19 protein-coding genes and 3 pseudogenes are annotated in these 18,451 nt (G+C 30.0%); 18 read left to right on the forward strand and 4 right to left on the reverse strand.

The features are described 5' to 3' along the window. The first annotated feature begins 181 nt into the window (after positions 1 to 181). Positions 182 to 1,363, forward strand: a complete 1,182-nt coding sequence (locus tag RCG18_RS13255; RefSeq protein WP_308041733.1) for an MFS transporter — start codon at positions 182 to 184, stop codon at positions 1,361 to 1,363. Between the two features lie 27 nt (positions 1,364 to 1,390). Then, positions 1,391 to 1,939 carry a TetR/AcrR family transcriptional regulator gene (locus RCG18_RS13260; RefSeq protein ID WP_308041734.1) on the forward strand — a complete coding sequence of 183 codons (549 nt, stop codon included), beginning with the start codon at positions 1,391 to 1,393 and terminating at the stop codon, positions 1,937 to 1,939. A gap of 24 nt (positions 1,940 to 1,963) precedes the next feature. On the opposite strand, the gene RCG18_RS13265 is transcribed toward RCG18_RS13260, so the two are convergent. Further along, positions 1,964 to 2,566, reverse strand: coding sequence for a putative glycolipid-binding domain-containing protein (locus tag RCG18_RS13265; protein WP_308041735.1), 603 nt, complete (start codon positions 2,564 to 2,566; stop codon positions 1,964 to 1,966). 101 nt (positions 2,567 to 2,667) lie between these two features. On the opposite strand from RCG18_RS13265, the pseudogene RCG18_RS13270 reads away from it, so the two are divergent. From RCG18_RS13270 to RCG18_RS13285, 4 genes and pseudogenes are all read left to right on the forward strand, one after another. Next, positions 2,668 to 2,799, forward strand: a pseudogene (locus RCG18_RS13270) (lactate utilization protein); the annotation flags it as partial. 186 nt (positions 2,800 to 2,985) lie between these two features. Further along, entirely contained in the window at positions 2,986 to 3,531 is a 546-nt protein-coding gene (locus RCG18_RS13275; protein WP_308041736.1) for a glutathione peroxidase, read from the forward strand. A gap of 14 nt (positions 3,532 to 3,545) precedes the next feature. After that, a complete protein-coding gene (locus RCG18_RS13280) occupies positions 3,546 to 3,974 on the forward strand; it encodes a MarR family transcriptional regulator (protein ID WP_308041737.1) in 429 nt (142 codons plus the stop codon). A gap of 215 nt (positions 3,975 to 4,189) precedes the next feature. Next, on the forward strand, positions 4,190 to 4,471 hold the full coding sequence (locus RCG18_RS13285; protein WP_308041738.1) for a hypothetical protein: 282 nt from the start codon (positions 4,190 to 4,192) through the stop codon (positions 4,469 to 4,471). Between the two features lie 91 nt (positions 4,472 to 4,562). Here RCG18_RS13285 and RCG18_RS13290 read toward each other — a convergent pair whose 3' ends face one another. Further along, positions 4,563 to 5,651, reverse strand: a complete 1,089-nt coding sequence (locus RCG18_RS13290; protein ID WP_308041739.1) for a DUF3658 domain-containing protein — start codon at positions 5,649 to 5,651, stop codon at positions 4,563 to 4,565. Between the two features lie 254 nt (positions 5,652 to 5,905). On the opposite strand from RCG18_RS13290, the gene RCG18_RS13295 reads away from it, so the two are divergent. The 9 genes and pseudogenes from RCG18_RS13295 (at position 5,906) to RCG18_RS13335 (ending at position 13,359) form a co-directional block, all read left to right on the forward strand. After that, entirely contained in the window at positions 5,906 to 6,304 is a 399-nt protein-coding gene (locus tag RCG18_RS13295; RefSeq protein ID WP_308041740.1) for a GtrA family protein, read from the forward strand. Between the two features lie 3 nt (positions 6,305 to 6,307). Next, a complete protein-coding gene (locus RCG18_RS13300; protein WP_308041741.1) occupies positions 6,308 to 6,664 on the forward strand; it encodes a 6-carboxytetrahydropterin synthase in 357 nt (118 codons plus the stop codon). A gap of 151 nt (positions 6,665 to 6,815) precedes the next feature. Continuing rightward, positions 6,816 to 8,746: pseudogene (locus RCG18_RS13305) on the forward strand (6-pyruvoyl-tetrahydropterin synthase-related protein); the annotation flags it as partial. Positions 8,747 to 8,785: 39 nt separating this feature from the next. Further along, positions 8,786 to 9,223 (forward strand): hypothetical protein, encoded by a 438-nt coding sequence (locus RCG18_RS13310; RefSeq protein ID WP_308042138.1) that lies wholly within the window; start codon positions 8,786 to 8,788, stop codon positions 9,221 to 9,223. A 92-nt stretch (positions 9,224 to 9,315) separates the two neighbouring features. Continuing rightward, entirely contained in the window at positions 9,316 to 9,900 is a 585-nt protein-coding gene (gene xrtG / locus RCG18_RS13315; RefSeq protein WP_308041742.1) for an exosortase family protein XrtG, read from the forward strand. Then, a complete protein-coding gene (locus RCG18_RS13320) occupies positions 9,897 to 11,234 on the forward strand; it encodes a TIGR03111 family XrtG-associated glycosyltransferase (protein WP_308041743.1) in 1,338 nt (445 codons plus the stop codon). Before xrtG ends, RCG18_RS13320 begins: the two co-directional genes overlap by 4 nt. Then, entirely contained in the window at positions 11,227 to 11,973 is a 747-nt protein-coding gene (locus tag RCG18_RS13325) for a glycosyltransferase (RefSeq protein WP_308041744.1), read from the forward strand. Before RCG18_RS13320 ends, RCG18_RS13325 begins: the two co-directional genes overlap by 8 nt. 290 nt (positions 11,974 to 12,263) lie before the next feature. Then, the gene (locus RCG18_RS13330) at positions 12,264 to 12,950 is read left to right on the forward strand and encodes a hypothetical protein (RefSeq protein ID WP_308041745.1); all 687 of its coding nucleotides are present in this window, start codon (positions 12,264 to 12,266) and stop codon (positions 12,948 to 12,950) included. Positions 12,951 to 13,116: 166 nt separating this feature from the next. Then, positions 13,117 to 13,359 (forward strand): hypothetical protein, encoded by a 243-nt coding sequence (locus tag RCG18_RS13335; RefSeq protein ID WP_308041746.1) that lies wholly within the window; start codon positions 13,117 to 13,119, stop codon positions 13,357 to 13,359. A 157-nt stretch (positions 13,360 to 13,516) separates the two neighbouring features. Here the strand turns inward: RCG18_RS13335 and RCG18_RS13340 are convergent, their stop codons facing one another. Further along, complete coding sequence (locus RCG18_RS13340) at positions 13,517 to 14,122, reverse strand: DUF975 family protein (RefSeq protein ID WP_308041747.1); 606 nt, start codon at positions 14,120 to 14,122, stop codon at positions 13,517 to 13,519. Positions 14,123 to 14,325: 203 nt separating this feature from the next. On the opposite strand from RCG18_RS13340, the gene RCG18_RS13345 reads away from it, so the two are divergent. The 3 genes and pseudogenes from RCG18_RS13345 to RCG18_RS13355 form a co-directional block, all read left to right on the forward strand. After that, positions 14,326 to 16,572 carry an MASE3 domain-containing protein gene (locus tag RCG18_RS13345; RefSeq protein WP_308041748.1) on the forward strand — a complete coding sequence of 749 codons (2,247 nt, stop codon included), beginning with the start codon at positions 14,326 to 14,328 and terminating at the stop codon, positions 16,570 to 16,572. A gap of 521 nt (positions 16,573 to 17,093) precedes the next feature. Beyond that, positions 17,094 to 17,303, forward strand: a complete 210-nt coding sequence (locus RCG18_RS13350; RefSeq protein ID WP_308041749.1) for a hypothetical protein — start codon at positions 17,094 to 17,096, stop codon at positions 17,301 to 17,303. Positions 17,304 to 17,383: 80 nt separating this feature from the next. Beyond that, positions 17,384 to 17,653, forward strand: a pseudogene (locus RCG18_RS13355) (ABC transporter permease); the annotation flags it as partial. A 97-nt stretch (positions 17,654 to 17,750) separates the two neighbouring features. Here RCG18_RS13355 and RCG18_RS13360 read toward each other — a convergent pair. Further along, positions 17,751 to 18,386 carry a hypothetical protein gene (locus RCG18_RS13360; protein ID WP_308041750.1) on the reverse strand — a complete coding sequence of 212 codons (636 nt, stop codon included), beginning with the start codon at positions 18,384 to 18,386 and terminating at the stop codon, positions 17,751 to 17,753. Positions 18,387 to 18,451: the final 65 nt, after the last annotated feature.

The raw sequence follows: 18,451 nt of genomic DNA on the forward strand, positions 1-18,451 counted from the left end.
GAAAGTTAACTTATCTCTCTATATAAGTTAACTTTCTAGTTAGTTTCTCTATAGGTATATATATGAGCTTAGACATAATAAATTTGTCAGTATGAAAAAAGTTGACAATGTAAAGTACACGATATATACTTATCTATGGAAACTGGAAACACCATAATGGTTTCCGTGGTGAGGTGGTAAGATGAAAAAGAATATATTTTCACGAAAAGAACTATTATTTTTAATTACAATAAGTTTAGCTTTAGGAATTAGACAAATGGCGATGACTATGGTTATGCCATTCATTTCTACTTATAGTAAGACTTTAAGTTATAGTACTCCAACTTTGGCTGGAACGGCATTAGGTATATTTGGATTGACACAAGCTATTTTTCAAATTCCTTTTGGTATATGGAGTGATAAAATAGGAAATAAATCAGTTCTTTTAGTTGGAATTATGCAGGTAATAATAGGTTTAGTAATTGCATTTTTAGCTACAAATATATATATGCTTATATTTTCAAGGGCTTTGCAAGGAAGCGGGGCTGTTATTGCAGTTGGATACTCCTGGATTACCGGCAGTGTAGACAATAAGAAAAGAGCAAGGGCTTTAAGTATTGTAGGAATAGTCATTGGTTTTGCAGCAGCAGCTTCTTTCGCTTTAGGGCCTTTAATTCATAAATATTTATCAGTACGACAAATGTTTTTAGTATGTGCAATCTTAATTTTTTTAGTATGGATTATCATATTATTTTTTCTAAAGGAGACTAATGATTCAGACTCTTGTATGATATCGAAACAAGAACTTAGTATAAAAGATAGTATCAGAATACTGTTAAAAAACAGAGTGTTTTTAGGACTTAATCTAGCAGGATTCTTTAATAATTTTATAATGGTATCAGTATTCTATGCAGTACCCCAATATCTTGAGAAAATTACAGGTATTAATAGTATGTGGAAAATATTTATGCCAGCAGTTATTATTGCTATAATATGTATGAGAAAAGCAGTTAAATTTGTAGAAGCAGGATATAGCTCAAAATTGATTGCAGTATCATTTATTATAAATGCTATAGGCATATGCTTTTACTTTAATAAAAATTCATTTTATTTTATATTGGTAGGTAGTATATTATTTATGATAGGATATATTTCTTTATCGACAATAATACCATCTGTAGCCAATGATATTGCAGAAGATAGTTATAGGGGTACTGCAAATGGGATAATAAACAGTTTTCAATATATAGGTTCTTTTATTGGAGCAGTTATAACTGGCGCCTTATGGAATAACTATGAAAATATCGCGTTGTTTTTGATAATATTAATATCCATTATGGGAATATTTACTGTAAAAAATAAAACTAATAGTCAAAATGAATAAAATAAAGCTTAAGTTGAGGGTAGGAAAATGAGAGATATAATAATGAAAGTTGCTGCAGAAAAAATACAGAAATATGGTTTAAGAAAGTTTACTATGGATGAAATTGCTGGAGAACTTAAGGTAAGTAAAAAAACTATATATAAGTATTTTAAAAGTAAAGATGATATAATAAGTGAATATTTTAAAGAAATAATAGAAAGTGATAAAAACAGTGCTCTTGAATGTATAAAAAAAGACTGTTCTCTAGTGGATAAGTTAAACTCTATAGTCTATTCCTATCATAAATATAAGCTTCCGGTTAACGTATTAGATGAAGCATATAAATTTTATTATGACGAATGGAGTAAAATTCAAGAGTTAAGAGATTTTAAATTAAAGCTTATAGAAGCAGTACTAAAGGAAGGAATAGAAAAGGGGAATGTAAGAGATGATATTCAACTGCATATCATGAGTTTGCTATTGGAAAGTACTAGTAATAAATTTCTAGATTATAAATTTTTAAGCAAAAATGATATGACAATGCAGGAGTGCATGAATGAAGTAATGACAATATTGTTATATGGAATTTTAAAATAAATTAGTTTTATGGCAGAATTAATTTTAGATTTCAATATTATATATTCTTTTAAACAAATCAGGATAATCTATAACAAATCCTTCTGTATCTACCCAAAACTCTGCCATAAACCCGCTATCTATATTTTCATATCTATATTTATAACCATCTATTTTTGCTTCCAAGCAAGTATAACGCTGGCTTACAGGTCTTAAGCTGAAATTATAAACATCAACATAAACTACTTTTATTTCTTTTGATTCTCCTGTTTTTAAGGATAAACGCTTAATAGGAATCGTATTAGTGAAAGGTGTAGCTGAGATATCAATATCTATACAGCCTTTAAGCTCTTCTACGGATTCACCTGTGCTAGTTTCCCAATTTCCTTTGCAATCGGATACTAATATAATATTTTTATAGTTATCATCAAACATATGAATGTCAAATTTGTTAACTTTCCAGTCTAAATCACAATATACTTTATACCAAACACGAACCGGAGCATTTTCTCTCATTGTTAGAATAATTGAATTTGCTGTAATACAATGATTATCTTTCATCAAAAATAGGTGTTCTAATCCTGTCTCATTGCAGTTCTTCCACATCAAATCAATCTTAGCTTTGTTTCCTGTTGTTATTATTTCCATATTACCACTCCTTATACGAACGTTTGTTCTATTAAAGAATACCAAACATAAGTTTGAATGTCAATATAAAAACATAGCAAACATTTCCATGTTATTTGTCCTGTGTTTCTTTAGGTTATTGTGTCAACTATAAAAGCCCTCAACGAATATGTAATGACTTTGTAGTTATTACAGGCCAATTCATAAAAGATAGAATAAAAGTGATTATTGTTGGAGAGCAATTGGGATACTAAAAATTAAGGTCACACAGATATGAATCATCTGGTGTGGCTTTATTTTATTGTCTAAAGTTGAATTTATAAATAATTATTTGGGGAAAATAATTATTGACAAAGTTTTAGATACATGATAAATTAAGAACATAGATTAGTTTTATGCAATTTAATTTTATAAAATTAAATTTAAAGGAGGAATACAATATGTCAATTTATGATTTTAAATTAAAAGGAATAGATGGTGAAGAAATATCTCTTGAGAAATATAAAGGAAAAGTATTAATAATTGCAAACACTGCAAGCAAGTGCGGATTTACACCTCAATATGAAGATTTAGAAAAGATATATGAAAAGTATAACAGTAAAGGCCTTGAAATATTAGGATTCCCTTGCAACCAATTTGCAGAACAAGAGCCTGGGAATAATAATGAAGTTAAGAAGTTTTGTGAAATAAATTATGGAGTAACATTCCCTCTATTTGAAAAAATAGATGTAAGAGGTGCTTCGGCACACCCACTATTTAAATATTTAAGCGAAGCAGTTCCTTTTAAAGGACTAGATTTAAATCATCCAAGTGGAAAAATATTAAATAGCTTCTTAGAAGAAAAGTTTCCTGAATACTTAATAGGTAACTCTATAAAATGGAACTTTACTAAGTTTTTAATTGATAGAGAAGGTAATATAGTTGGTAGATTTGAGCCTACAACAGAACCATTAGATATGATTCCTGAAATAGAAAAGTTATTATAAGGTGATTTTAAATTATGAATTATGAATCACTAAAACTAGATAACCAATTATGTTTTGCCTTATATGCTTGTGCTAAAGAAGTGACTAAAATTTACAAGCCTTTCTTAGATAAGTTTGGCATAACCTATACTCAATATATTACTCTCTTAGCACTTTGGGAAGAGGACAATATAACTGTAAAAGAACTTGGGAAAAAACTTCATTTGGATTCCGGTACTCTTACTCCTTTACTAAAAAAACTTGAGCATATGGAAATACTTAAGAGGATAAGAGATACAGAAGACGAAAGAAATGTGTATGTAAAGCTATCTGAAAAAGGAATGAAGATGAAGGATAAGGCTCTAGAAATACCAGGTAAAGTATTTTGTAGCACTGGAATGTCTATGGAAGAAGTTTTAGATTTGAGGGAAAAACTTAAACTCTTATTGAATAATTTACAATAGTAGATGAGACTATCTCAAAATTGTATTTGAGGTAGTCTATTATTACTTGATTTTTTAACACTTTCGAGCTCTTTGAGTTAAAAAATGTTCCTATATGCATGTACATAACTATAGGTTTATTTTATAAGTATTTGATACTACAATTTTTATTTAAATATTATGGATACTTATAGTATACTTAGTGCTGGAAATATAATAAAAATGGAGGAACAGTAATGGTTAAGAATAAGGAACTAGGATCTATATATCTATTTGTCATTATTTTTGCTTTTATTGCTAATTATTTTTTTACTAACATAACTATAAGTATAGTAACGTCCATTTTGTTACTTATGATATCATTAGTAGGAATAAAAGTTTACGTAAATAATAAAGTAAATAACAGTGTAAAAACTAATAAGTTTCTTTTGACAATAAGCATTATAATGTTAGGCTTAAGCATTGTATGGATAATTTTAAATATATTTATATTTGGATTTCTATATTTAGGTTTTTAATTGTAGATGGCAACACGATAGCTTATTAGAAGTGCACCCCTGGGTTTAATGTATACCTCAGGGGTGCAGTCCTATGGTTTTCTTACAGTCTCTAAAAATAGTTTTTCTTTAAAGCCGCCATTAATATTCTTTTTTGTAATCTTATCTTTTCAAATTCCGTTATATCTATATTTGTATGCTCTAAAATAGCATAAATAACCTCTATTATATCAACCAATTCCTCTGTGCTGTTATTAAAAAAATACTCCATTACCTCTTCCTGAAGTTTTTCATTTAATGCCTCTAGATATTCCTCATTTTCTAGTTTTCTAAATTTCAGTTCTTTTCCATCAGCCTTAATTATTTCTGGTATATTATCTCTTACAAGTTTGTTATAATTTCTAATATATATTCCTTCTGCTTGTTTTATTTCCATCTCTCTCATAATTCCAAAGTTTCCTTTGTAATCTATTTTGCCAAGTCGAATCATTTCAAGTATTCTCCAGAATATAAAGGTATCACTTACATAGATCTCGCTGTGTCCAAGAGATTCTCCAACAACTCTAGCGGATTTTCTGAATTTATCGTTAGTGTATCCTAATATAAATTCATCAAGATAGTATTCAGAAACACTAATAACTCTCCCATTTTCGCAAATTCTGAAAAGTGTATTTTCTTCTTTTAATTTATCCCAAAGCTCTTTTATATTGTTAAAAGTTTCTTCATCAATTTTAGTCTTAAATTTTATAAAGTCTATAAGTTTTTTATGCGCAATTTCTCCCGAGCATCTTGGTTTATATTCGTTTTTAAGACCTTTATTGTATGTAATATTTGATACATTAATAGTGTATAAGTTTTTTATGTTACGCTCTAGAAATGAAATAGAATACATTAATCCGCAAAGCTCACAAGCATTATCACCATACCACATATAAATAGTTTCGTCCTTTATTTCCGAAATCTGCTTAAAAAAGTCCTCGTAATATTGCTTTAAATCTTCGATATACTCAAATTCATCTTTAGGTAATAACTTATTCCACCATATGACTCTATTATGCATTTTTATATCAGTTATAGGTCCATGTGATAAATCATCACAAAAGCTTATAACCTTACTTCCTTCAAGTAAATTTTTTGACAAGGCATATTTAATAGATCCTGCTGTACTCTCTGAAAAACAGATATGAATTATTTTGTTCATTGGTGCTCCCCCTATAAAGTGAAATTTTATCCATGTTAATTATAAGTATATCAATAGCCTGTATATCTTGCCATAACTAAAAGAAAAGGATTAATTAAGTGCATAACAAAAATTGACATATTTTTAAGGCGAAATTTTAGTGACACTAAATATACAGTATGGTATTATAATAAAATAAAAGATATTTACAGAATTTTGTTGTTTGTAAAGAGTGTTTATTGTCATAAAATGTAGTTAGTGATGGGGCTGATATATTGATAAAAAAGCTATTAAAATTAAATATAGGAAAGTATTTTATTATTTCCTGTTTGGCAAGTGTTATAGATTTTGCTATATCTTATTTGCTGTATGATGTGACTAACCTGAACTATCTTCTTGCTTGTAATGTGGGAATAGTATCAGGTTTTATATTTCAGTGTGTAACCTGTATGAAGTATATTTTCGATAGTAAGAATCTGTCGAGTTCACTATTGATTTATGTAGCTACATTTGCTTTAGGTATTGCGATGGCAGATGCGACTATGTGGTTAAGCTTTGATATGTATCGTTTCTCTTTTCTTATATCAAAGTTTTTTTCTATGGCAGTTCCATTTTTTGCAACATACATTATAAGAAGAAAACTTCTTGGAGTGAAAAATAATAAGGAGAAATAAGTTATGAAAACTTACTATAAATTTAAGTTTTATCTCAATGCAAAGCATTCTGTAATTTTTAATGGAAAATCTTCAAATATTCATCCACATACCTGGGAGATTGTGGTTTTATTTGGATCTCAGGAGAGTGATACAGTAAACTTCACTAATTTTGAAAATGAGCTTGAAAATTATTTCTTAAATTATGAAAATAAGTATTTAAATGAACATCAGTTTTTTAAAGAGATTAACCCCACTATGGAGAATATAGGAAAGGTGCTTTATGTAGATATAAAGAGCCTTATAAATGATAAAAATCTGTATTTTAGAAGAATGGAGATTAGTGAAAATCCAACAAGAACATATATAATCGAGGAATAAAAGCTTTATATAGAAGAGAGGTGGGGATGCAGTGCAGGTCGATAAAGAAAAACTCAGTAATGTGGAGCTTGCAGAACAGTTAGTAGAAATGAGGAATCAATTCAATAAACTTAATAAAAAGTTTGATAAATTAGTATTTTTAAGAAATCTTATGATATTAAGCATTGCATCTCTATTTGTATTGGTTTTAATAAATAGAACAGGACATTACCCCTGGGGGTCAGATACCTTTGGCCATCTGTTTAAGGGGAATATTTTATATGATAGTTTTAAAAAGGGTAACTTTTTATTGAACTACAATGAGAGTTGGTATAATGGAGTACAACCTTACAGGTATTGGGCCCCTCTACCTTATTACATTTTGGCAATTATTAATTTACTTACTAATAATATTATTACTACCTTTAATGTTTTTGTAGCTTTTGTGTTTATACTGGGAGGGCTTGGATGGCTATGCTTTGGATATTACACGAAGAGGCAGAACCTTGCATTGGTACTTGCTATCCTTTGGTTCTTTGTGCCTTATAATTTAAGAATTATTTTTTCTGAAGGGAACATACCTTATGTTATTGTTAATTCGTTAATTCCCTTCGTATTTTTTTTCTATTATAAAGCATTGAAAGAGAATAAAATCAAAGACTACCTAGCATTGGCATTTCTCATGGGCATAATAACTTTAGCACATGCGATGCTAGCGGCAATGACGGGAATATCTTTGCTTATACTTGCAGCAGTGGATTCAATTATAAATAAAAGAATATTTACAAATATAGTAGTGCTTACTTATGCTTTCTTCGGAATAATGTTATCCTCCTTTTGGTTGTATCCAGCTTTAAAGGGAGGAATAATGGCCATAGATAAAGGGGCTAATTCAGAAGTGATGAGGTCACTTAGTTATCCACTTACTATTTCTCTTAATCCATTTTTGAGATTTTCTGATATTGAAACCTATTATTTTGGATTAGCATTTGCCATTGTGGCAGTTTTTGGACTTCTAATGTCTACGAAAAATGAAAGGGCCTCCTTCATTGCATCACTGATTATACTTATTGGAACTACAAAAGCTGTACTACCAATTTTGGAAAAGATTCCTATGAATCAGCTCTTGTGGATGAGGAGATTTACCGCTATTTCCATGGCAATGATCCTTATGGGAATTATATTCTGGAAAAGTTTAAGGAAAAGTGTTTTAGTAATGCTTATTTCCATATTAGTAATAGATTCGGCCTGCTCCTTTTACACATTAGGCTTTAATAGACAGTTTCCATTAGATATAGCAAAAACTATGGATGCTGCATCAAAAATAGCTTCTCAAAGAGTAGGGGTCTTGGACAACTCAACTTATGGTTCTTTTCCAAGCTACTATATTGGATATAACAGTGTTCAAGGGGTAAGAGATCAGGTGTATGGATGGGCATGGCAAGGAGCAACAACTTCTAAAAATATTGTTATGTTAAACACTGCCCTTGAAAATGGCTACTATGGATTAATGTTTGACAGATCATTAGAACTGGGAGCTGATACTCTTGTTGTAAAGAAAAGCTTAATAACCGATTTTAATAAGCTTCAAAATGATGCGGATGCTGTAGGGTATAAAAAGTATGAAGAAGATAGTGGAAATATTATTTATAAATATCCTGTGATGAGCAGGTTTGGTACAACTGTAAATTATGATGGAATAGCAATTGGCTCATATGCCTCTAATATAGCGTACATTTTTCCAAAGTTTCAGATAGGAGATAAAGAATTTTTAGATGACTACAGCTTCGATGAGCTAAAAAGCAAAAGGCTATATTTTTATCAGGCTTTAAGTATAAGGATAAAAAAACAGCAGAGAATTTAGTTTTAAAACTATCGAGAAGTGGAATAAAGGTAGTAATTGATGCTACAGGGCTTGAAGAAAGTTTTTTAGGGGTAAATGGAGAACCAATTACGATTAAGAATAACTATGGTGAAATTTATTATAAAAAAGAAAGCCTTAAAACGAAAAACTTTCCTGAGGAATATAGCGAGTGGAAAACTTATTTTCTAAAAGGAATAGAAAATAATGAAAGTTATGAGGTTTTAAATTCAAGGCTGTTCAACTATGTTGGGAAAAAGGATAACGATAATTTAACTTTTATGGGACTTAATATACCTTATTACAGTTTTTTAACTAAAGATGGAGGCACAGTGAAAATTTTAGAAGATGCCTTGAATTTAAAAGCAGATGAACTTCCTAAAAGAGAAGTTCACAAAATAGATGTTAAAAGAGAAAACAATGTATTAAGTATAGTGAGTGATATTCCTAATGTGATTGTTCCGATAGCAGCTCTAGATAGCTTTGCAAAATTAAATGGGAGCTATGAAGTTTTGGACAATCTAATTTACTTAAAGACACCAAAACTTGAAATGAAGATAATATATCCTTATTTAAATACTGGTATAACCTTATCTATAGTATCTTTAACTTTGATAGCAGCCTTATCAATACTTATTAAGATTGATAGGGATAGAAATATGAAAAGAAAAATGCGTAGAAGAGAAAGAAGAAAAGTTGCAGCGGAAAGTACAGAATGATTATCTTTAAAAGCTTTAGAAGCATTAAAAAAACCATGTTTTACAAATATTGGCGTGAAAAAGGATTTGAAGGATAACTGTAGGGAGGGATTATGCAGAAAGTTAGTTTATTATTGATAGTAGTTTTACTATGGATTTTAGCTTTAATTTTGTTTAAAAATACAAAAATGAATTTCTTTAAGTTTTTAGCTGGAAGCATAGGAGCATTTACAATTAGTATGGTATTTTTCCTTCCATACCTAGAAAAAAACTTAAACATTTTAATATCAAATACATTGAACATCATAGGAAGCAGTACAAAGTATTTTCAAGTTTTTAAAGAAAATTCAATAGTTTCTATGGATACAAAAAGTGGAATAGTATCTATGCTAATAAATTATGAATGTTCAGGTGTAATTGAGATGCTTGTATTCACTTCTTTAGCATTGTTTTTTCCTTTTGGGGGGAATATTAGAAAGCTTTTATTAACTATTGTAGGTAATGCGTATATATTTATTGCAAATATAATAAGAGTATTATTTATTGTTTTGATAACAAAAGTCTTTGGAGCTTCAGCATTTTACATGGCTCATACGTTGTTTGCAAGGCTCCTATTCTTTGGACTTATGATTATACTTTACTATTTTGTATTTACATCTACGCAGCTTAAGTATCAAAAGGTTGGGGATATAAGGTGAAAAATAATTTAATAAGAGAATTTGTATTTTGGGGAATATGGCTTGTAATTCCTTTAGTTGTAGATATAATATCCGGTCTTATAAGTGGTTTTGTTGTTTTTGTCGGTTATTTTAAAAGAAAAAAAGAGGATATAGAATATCTTCCTCATGTAACTTTATTAATACCTTTGTATAATTCAGAAAAAACTCTAGCAAGCTGCCTTAAATCAATTGTAGAGCAGAATTATCCGCTTAAAAATATAATGGTTTTGCTCATAAATAATGGACAAAAGGATAAGGCATATGAAGTCTTTTGTTCCTTTCAAGAACAAAATCCCGGATTAAGATTATGGTGGATAGACTCATCACAGGGAAAGGCAAAGGCATTAAATAAAGGGCTTTATATGGCAGAAGGTAAGTATATTATAAATATAGATTCTGATGGAACTTTAGACAAAAATGCCATAAAAAGGGTTGTAGAAAAGTTTGAAAATAATACTGAGATATATGCAATGACAGGAGTTGTGCTAATAGACAATAATTTGATTGAAAAAACAAAAAAACTTTCACTTAGACTTGTTCAACGTTGTGAGCTTTTTGAATATACGGAAGCTTTTTTAGTGGGAAGAGGATTTCAATCCTACAGTAATACCATGTTTACGTTAGCAGGTGCTTTTTCTTGCTATAGAAAGGATGTTGTTTTAAAAACTCAGCTTTATAACAATGAAACCCTTGGAGAAGACACTCACATGACATCTCAAATAAGAGAATTTTTAAAAGGAAAGATTGCATTATGTGAAGATGCTTTCTTTTATGTTGACCCAATTGATAACTTAGACAAGCTGTATATACAAAGACAAAGATGGCAGAGGGGGCAGGTGGAGGTTTCTTCTCTTTTTAAGGATATTAGTAGTAATAGAGGTTTTAGAAATGTTTTGAAATACACAATGATTAAGGATCATACCTTTGTATTTCCAAGATTCATATGGATATTTGCCATGATATATCTGATATTCCTTGATTATCCACTAAAGCTTATTGTAGGCGCAAATATAATAATGTATATGGTTTATGTTTTTAACTCCTTTATATATTTTCTAGTTACTAAGCTATATTTAAATGAACTAAAGCAGGTCATAAATTACATGAATAAACATTGGTATACTATATTCCTATTACCTATGTACAGGTTTATAGTGTTCTTTATGAGAGTAGCTGGAATAATTAACTCTGTTGAAAAATACGCTGCATGGAATAGTAGAACATTTACAGAGGAGAAGAAAGTTGTGACAGAAAAACTAGGCAAAAGATTAAAACTATATTATAAAATAAAGGATTGGATAAATAATGAATAAAGATACGCTGTATGTAGTTTTGCCTTGTTATAATGAAGAAGATAATATAGAAAAATTAATTAAAGCATGGAATATGGAAGAAAGAAAACTGTGTGAAAAGGAACTCTTATTAAAATTTGTAGTTGTTGATGATGGAAGTAGTGATGACACTTTAAATATCGTTGAAAGATTAAAGAAGTCCTATGATAATATTACCATACTAAAACATAAAGAAAATAGAGGTTTAGGAGAAGCAATAAATACTGGAATAAGTTATGCTGTATCACAAGAGGAAAAAGGATATCTTTGTATTATGGATAGTGATATGACCCATGAACCCTATTATATTTTTTCTATGGTAGACAAGCTAAAAAAGGAAAAACTTCATTGCGTAATAGCCTCAAGATATAGAAAGGGTTCAAAAATTGAAGGATTATCATTTTATAGAAAACTTTTATCCTGTGGAGCGAGGATAATTTATACATTAACGCTGAGAATACTTAATGTTAGAGACTATACCTGCGGATATAGGCTGTATACTTTAGAGTCACTTAGGACTTTGTCAGAGAAGCATAGAGGAAAACTTGTGGCTGAAAAGGGCTTTGCATGTATGATAGAACTTCTTGTAAAGATTAACAATGAAGGTTTTGAAATAGCAGAAGTACCTTTTGTATTGAAATATCAGCTAAAAGGTGGAGCAAGTAAAATGAATGTTTGGAGAACTGTATGCAGAAGTTTAATTCTGCTTGCAAGACTATAGGGTTACTTGACCGAAAGTTAACTTATACGCCGGTATATGTTTCCAAGCTTCAGCACGTTAAAAACTTTTAGCCATTCTAAAGCTTGTGTTTCAAGACAACCTAAGAACTTTCGAGAACTCGCTGCGCTCAAACAACTCTAAAGTTCTAAGATTCTCTTAAAACCCTTCACTAAGACTGGCACAAAGTTTTTAAATCTATCTTTAGCTTTGGAAACATATCCCTCTGTATAAGTTAACTTTCTAGTTAGGAACCCTATAGTAAGCAGAAATCTTTAGGAGGTGCGGTTTTATTGAAAAATATAGTTAGAATTGTATTTGTACTGCTGTTAGTTATGTTTACGCTATCTGCGAGGGTGCTAGCGGCTGATTCTACTAATATTGTAATTGATGGTAACTTTCAGGATTGGATCGGTAAGCCTTATGTAGAAGATTCTAAACATGATATAAAAAGTCCCTGGTTAGATTTTTTAGGGGTAGGGTATTATGCGGATGACAAATATCTATATTTGCATGTTATAAGGCAATCAGCAAAGAAATCAGAACCTTGGCATTTTAATGTAGTTATGCTGAATGGAACAAAAGGGCCAACACAGCCGCAGTATCCTTTTGGTTCAACGAAGCCTGTATATGCACCTCAGTTTGATATAACCACCTACTATACAAGTAATAGCAGCCACAATGGCATTGTGGTAAAAGTAAGTTTTAATGGACAACAATTAGAAAGCACTTTTTCTTCGGATAATAGTGCTAAGGAAATAGAATTTAGAGTTCCTCTAGCTTCTGTAGGACTTGATGGAGTAAATAAGGAAGTGAAGTTTGTTCTTAAGTCTGATGAAAAAGGTGTGGTTGACTGGGCGCCAGAAAGTCCTATAACTATAACAACAGGTCCAACTTTATGGCAGATATCATCTGTGTTCTTTTTTGTAATAGTTTCTGTTGCTGCTTATAGAGTTTATAAAAATAAAGTTTCTGTATAAGAGAGAATGTCTACAATGTAGGCATTCTTTTAACTTACTCTTTAATTATCAGATTTAACGACAATAATGACAATAAACATATATTAATGTTATAATTTCGTAGAGAAAATTTATTAAATGAAAAATAACATTTAATTTTGCTTAATATAGAGAAGAGAGTGATAAAATGGATATTAATGAAGCTAAAAAAATACTTAGTGAAAAATCAATAGACCCATTATTACTAGTGATAGCAAATAAGGGTTACAAATGGATTGTAGCAGACAACTTTACTGAAGAAGATGCTGCTAAATTTGAACAATATATATTAAACAACACCACTGCTGAGGAACTTGAAGAAATTAGAAGTAAAAAGAAGTCCTTAAAGGACTTTATTATATGGAAATATGTAAATCATCTAGACAGATAATATATAGGGTTACAAGGCCGAAAGTTAATTTATAGATAAAAAACTTTGATGCTTGACTTAACCATAGGTATTCATAAAGGTACATCTGATAGAATAGAAGAGGTACCCCTATAATAACGCTAATAAGTCAAGCATCCAGGGTGTATATCTATAATACTTAAAATGAACCATGTGCATTTTTAAGATTGTCGTAAAAATTAGCAAAGGATATATTCATATAAGGAACCAGCCATAAAAAGCCTATTCCTAAAGTCAATATACACAATATTCCCCAGCCTAAAAAGCTCAATTGAAGCATGAAGAACTTTCCTCTATACCCTTTCATCATTTCTTTGCTGCGGTTTAGTGCTTCTGTTGCGGTGAGCCCAGGATTATCGTTTAGGATATAAAAAGCTTGGGAATACCCCAGATATGCTATAATTCCTGGAATAATCAATAGTAATGACCATAAAAATACAAATAGTGATATAAGAATTTGTAGTACAAAGGCTGCGCTAAAACGCTTGAAACCGTCAAATATATTTTCTATGAAAACCTGTTCTCCACGTTTAAATTTTATTGAATAAATAGCTTGACCAAGCGCAAAAGGACCTGCTATTAGTAGACTGATTACCCAACCTATATCAGGTATTGCTCCAGGTAAACTTACAATTATAGTAATTATAAAGTAGGCTAAAATTGCAGGGCCCCATCTTTCTACCAATTGTTTTCGAGCTGATTCTCTTATTTCAGCATTGCTTTTAATTATACTTAGTTGATCCATTATGCTAACCTCCATTTTTAACGTTACAGAATATTATATTAATCACAGCTATAATTGATGAATGTTTTATTATATAGATTTTAAAAGACATTTACTTAATATTTGATTGTATTTCCTTAATAAGAAAAGTGTGCTATGATTTTTATAGGAATAATTTGTAATTTTACGAGGCTTAGTGCATTAAGGAGGGGAAATGGGGTAAAATGATTAATACAAATACTAAAGATAACCACCAAATGATTTCTAAGTACATTTTTATATTGCTGACGAGCTTAGCTGCATCATTTATAGCTTCGCAGACGCTATGGAAAAGAGATATGTATTTATTCCACACTATACTTGAATTGACATGTGTATTTATATCGCTAGCAACATTTTTGCTTATTTGGAATACTTATGAAAAGACTTTAAACTTAAATCATTTTATAGGATTTGGCTTTCTTTCAGTTGCAATTTTTAATTTGTTTCATACCTACTATTTCTTGAATGCTCAAACACCTAATCAAGTTTGCTCTGATTTAACTGCAAGATATTGGATGATAGGAAGATTGGTTGAAGCAATTGTCCTAGCAACAGTATCATTAAAAATTAAAATAACTAAGATTGATAAATGGATTGGGTTTATATTCACTGTTTTGCTTTCTTTTGGTACATCTATAATCATAATGTATTTTCCAGGTGTTTTACCTGTTATGATGTCAAAGGAAGGGGCAACTCCTAGCAAAATTGCACTCGAATATGTTATAATTGTTTTAACAATTGTTAGCGTTTACAATTTAAAAGATAATCTAAGCAATAAGAACATTATTTCATATAGAAATATATTCATGGCACTTCTTATAATCATTCCTTCTGAATTAGTTTTTGCATCATTTAAAGTAATGACAGCATTCTATAGCACCTATGGGCACGTTTTAAAAATATTATTTTATTATTATTTTTATAGGGCAGTTTTTGTCAGTACTATAACATATCCTTATGAGAGATTGGAAGAGAATAAGAATAAGCTAAAACATTTAAGCGAAAATTTAAGTGATTTGCTTGATGCATTGCCCATAGCTATACTAATGTATGATGATACTGGTAGGCTTGAGTATGTAAATAAAAAATTTGAGGAGATTTTTGTTTGTAACAGAGATAAATTATATGGCTGTTTTTCAGAAGAAATTCAAAGTATGTTTTCAAATAAAAAACATTATGGAAAGACAGTTTATGAAAAGACATTAGAAAATCAAAAGGGTATAAATAGAATTATAAAAACCTACAAAATTTCAAATGGTGATCATATTAAGCTCGCGGTTACTTCACATAAGACACATAATGGAGTTTTAGTACTACTTAATGATATAAAAAAAGAACAGGAGCTTGAAAACTTACAATTTCAAACCCAAACAATATTAAATTCCATAGAAAAGTTAATAATGATGGTAGATAGAGATAATAAAATAATTATGTGTAATAAAGAATATGAAAAGGTAGTTGGATTACCTGCAAAGAATATAATCGGCATGGATGTTAATGAGCATATATCAACGCTTAAAATACATATAGATAAAGAATACGGACAAGAAGATATTAACAATATAAAATATAAAAATTATGAAATAGAAATTACTACTACTAATAAGGTGAAAAAACGATTACTTTATAATTTATCTAAAATATATAATATAGATGGCGAATTAATAGGTTTAATAGTAGTTGCTTCTGACATAACAGAATTAAAAGAACAACAGGAAAAGATGATGCAGCAGGAAAAACTCGCACTTTTAGGGCAAATGGGGGCAGGAATTGTACATGAAACTAGAAATTATTTGACAACCATAAAAGGAAGTTGTCAAATAATAGATACATTAACAGAAGAAGATAAAATAAAGAAATATACTAAAAAAATGAATAAAGGAATTGATGAAGTAAATAGAATAATTGGTGAGTTTTTATCCTTATCAAAACCAAGAGAGACTGAATTGGAAGAAGTGTCAATGTATGATATAGTTTATTCTATAAAAAGCTTAATTATTACATCCTCTCTTATAAGCGGTATAAATATAGATTTTAAACTATCGAAAGAAGAAAGATATCTTCTTTGTGATGAAGCACAAGTAAAGCAGGTCGTACTAAATATTTGCAAAAATGCAGTTGAAGCAATGGCTGAAGTTAAAGATGCTGAACTAAAAATTGAAGCTGGATATAATGAAAAGACAAATGAAATGTTTATTAAAATAACTGATAATGGACATGGTATGTCTAAAGAAACCTTAGAGAAAATAGGCACACCTTTCTATACAACTAAAAGTAATGGCACAGGTTTAGGATTAAATTTTTGTTATAAAATTATTAAGGAGCATAGAGGCAGAATAGAAGTAGAAAGTGAATTAGAAAAAGGAACAAAATTTACAGTTGTACTGCCTTGCATAGAAGATGATGAGGAGTGTGATAAGGTAATATAAAATAAATTAAATATTCTGAATATATATTGAATTTTAGAAAAATAAGTGATATAATATACTCAAGAAGAAGGATAACCCTACTTCTAGTAGATTCTAATTCATCAAAAAGTAGTAACTCAGGTATTTAGTAGTCTTTATGTAGATTGTACAAAGCGTCTAGTAGTATCAGACTATAGGACGTACGTAGTACAAATAGGAAGTATTTGGCTAATGTAATCTATACGATGATACTCATGCGATAGCGTTGTATAATGAGTTTGTTGTACAGGCATCTAAAGACATCGATATAGAATATGTTTAGTACAAATAAGAATTAGCTTTATAATAATATGTTAAAAATCAGTTAATATCTAAAGGTTGTAATACCCTCGACATATAGTTATTAGTCGGGAACTCTAAAGAGAAAGGGTGATGAAAATTCAAATAGAACCAAATAGTTTTTCCGATGAGTTAGGATCTACTTAACCACCAGTTAGTGTCATTTAACTAATTGGTGGTTTTTACTTTTTGTTATTTCGTATATGGTGGTTTATATCGAAGAATATGATGAAGCAGCAGCGGACTTGCAAAATATCGAAAAACTAAGAGAAAAGACTGAAAGTGCAATTCAAGACTTAAGCAATTTAAAGGCGCAGGTATCTCTTGGAAAATATGATGCAGATAAAGTGAAGGTAGGCCAAGAGGCAGTGATAAAAGCCCCAGGTAAATCTTCAAAAAGCTTCTCAAAGTGATTACATAGATTTAAATGATGTAAGGCAGGTTAAGGAAAGAATTCCATCGGTAAAATATTCATCGCCTGTTATGCAAAAGCAAGGCGATAGGTGCTGCTACGCTAAATATACTTCTTCAATTTTTAACGGAATCCGTTATTATATCTGTTATTGGCGGAATAATCGGAATGGTTTTAGGTATTTTAGGGGCTTACTTAATAGGACTCTTTGCAGGTATAACTCCAGTAGTTTCACCATTAGTAATAGTAGGCGTTATAATGTTTTCATCAGCAGTAGGCATATTTTTCGGAATATACCCTGCCAAAAAAGCAGCAGATCTTGATCCTATAGATGCTTTAAGATACGAATAGCTAAGGTGCAGGCAATTTTTGCTTGCACCTTAGCTACATTTCTTCAATAATTCTTTTAGTACATAAAAGAATTATTAGCTTCAGGGAAAGTTATCCTTTATTTTACAAGCTCTATATTTAAAGCGGCAGTGTGAGGTGGAAGACTCATTGTCATTACTGGTCCATAAACTACTCTAACTTTAACACCTTTCTTCAAATCTAAAAGGCTGCCATTATTGAAAGTTGTTTTATCGCTTATATTAAATATTATTTTATCAAAATTAGAGCTCTTACTGTCAGATACCACAGATATTGATTTACCATATTTATTATCTATTACTTCGTCTATTTGTCCTTCATATATACAATCCTCTTTTAACAGGTTTATAGCAATTGCAGTAGCTTGACCAGGTATACTTCTTGTAACAGCACCAGAAAAAAATACGTTTACTCTGTCTCCTATTTTTAAAGTTTCCTTCTCTACATTAAGTTTTGTATCATTATTTATATGAAAAATTAATGAGTTAAGGGGAGAATTACTCTCTCCAAGCTTTGATATCATTACATCTAATCCATCCTTTGTTTTCTTTACATCGGTTATTTTACCATTATACATGGATGCATCTGCCACTGTAATATAGCTTAAATCACCTCCTGTAGTTTTTCTGTTTTCAGTGTTTGTCCCAGAATAAACTGTATTGGATGTCATTACAGAAGTTACTATAACCCCTGCTAATATTAAATCTTTTAGCATTTTTATTGCCTCCTTTATCGTCTTTTCATTATATTAGACGATAAATAAAGAAAGTTGTTCCATAA

Source organism: Clostridium sp. OS1-26 (assembly GCF_030915445.1).
Lineage (GTDB): Bacteria > Bacillota > Clostridia > Clostridiales > Clostridiaceae > Clostridium_AM.

What these genes read in the sequence shown, in the direction of transcription:
- RCG18_RS13255 (WP_308041733.1), top strand. Translation starts at nt 182, where the DNA reads ATGAAAAAGAATATATTTTCACGAAAAGAACTATTATTTTTAATTACA.
- RCG18_RS13260 (WP_308041734.1), top strand. Translation starts at nt 1,391, where the DNA reads ATGAGAGATATAATAATGAAAGTTGCTGCAGAAAAAATACAGAAATAT.
- RCG18_RS13265 (WP_308041735.1), bottom strand. Translation starts at nt 2,566, where the DNA reads ATGGAAATAATAACAACAGGAAACAAAGCTAAGATTGATTTGATGTGG.
- RCG18_RS13275 (WP_308041736.1), top strand. Translation starts at nt 2,986, where the DNA reads ATGTCAATTTATGATTTTAAATTAAAAGGAATAGATGGTGAAGAAATA.
- RCG18_RS13280 (WP_308041737.1), top strand. Translation starts at nt 3,546, where the DNA reads ATGAATTATGAATCACTAAAACTAGATAACCAATTATGTTTTGCCTTA.
- RCG18_RS13285 (WP_308041738.1), top strand. Translation starts at nt 4,190, where the DNA reads ATGGTTAAGAATAAGGAACTAGGATCTATATATCTATTTGTCATTATT.
- RCG18_RS13290 (WP_308041739.1), bottom strand. Translation starts at nt 5,651, where the DNA reads ATGAACAAAATAATTCATATCTGTTTTTCAGAGAGTACAGCAGGATCT.
- RCG18_RS13300 (WP_308041741.1), top strand. Translation starts at nt 6,308, where the DNA reads ATGAAAACTTACTATAAATTTAAGTTTTATCTCAATGCAAAGCATTCT.
- RCG18_RS13310 (WP_308042138.1), top strand. Translation starts at nt 8,786, where the DNA reads ATGGGACTTAATATACCTTATTACAGTTTTTTAACTAAAGATGGAGGC.
- xrtG (WP_308041742.1), top strand. Translation starts at nt 9,316, where the DNA reads ATGCAGAAAGTTAGTTTATTATTGATAGTAGTTTTACTATGGATTTTA.
- RCG18_RS13325 (WP_308041744.1), top strand. Translation starts at nt 11,227, where the DNA reads ATGAATAAAGATACGCTGTATGTAGTTTTGCCTTGTTATAATGAAGAA.
- RCG18_RS13335 (WP_308041746.1), top strand. Translation starts at nt 13,117, where the DNA reads ATGGATATTAATGAAGCTAAAAAAATACTTAGTGAAAAATCAATAGAC.
- RCG18_RS13340 (WP_308041747.1), bottom strand. Translation starts at nt 14,122, where the DNA reads ATGGATCAACTAAGTATAATTAAAAGCAATGCTGAAATAAGAGAATCA.
- RCG18_RS13345 (WP_308041748.1), top strand. Translation starts at nt 14,326, where the DNA reads ATGATTAATACAAATACTAAAGATAACCACCAAATGATTTCTAAGTAC.
- RCG18_RS13350 (WP_308041749.1), top strand. Translation starts at nt 17,094, where the DNA reads ATGGTGGTTTATATCGAAGAATATGATGAAGCAGCAGCGGACTTGCAA.
- RCG18_RS13360 (WP_308041750.1), bottom strand. Translation starts at nt 18,386, where the DNA reads ATGCTAAAAGATTTAATATTAGCAGGGGTTATAGTAACTTCTGTAATG.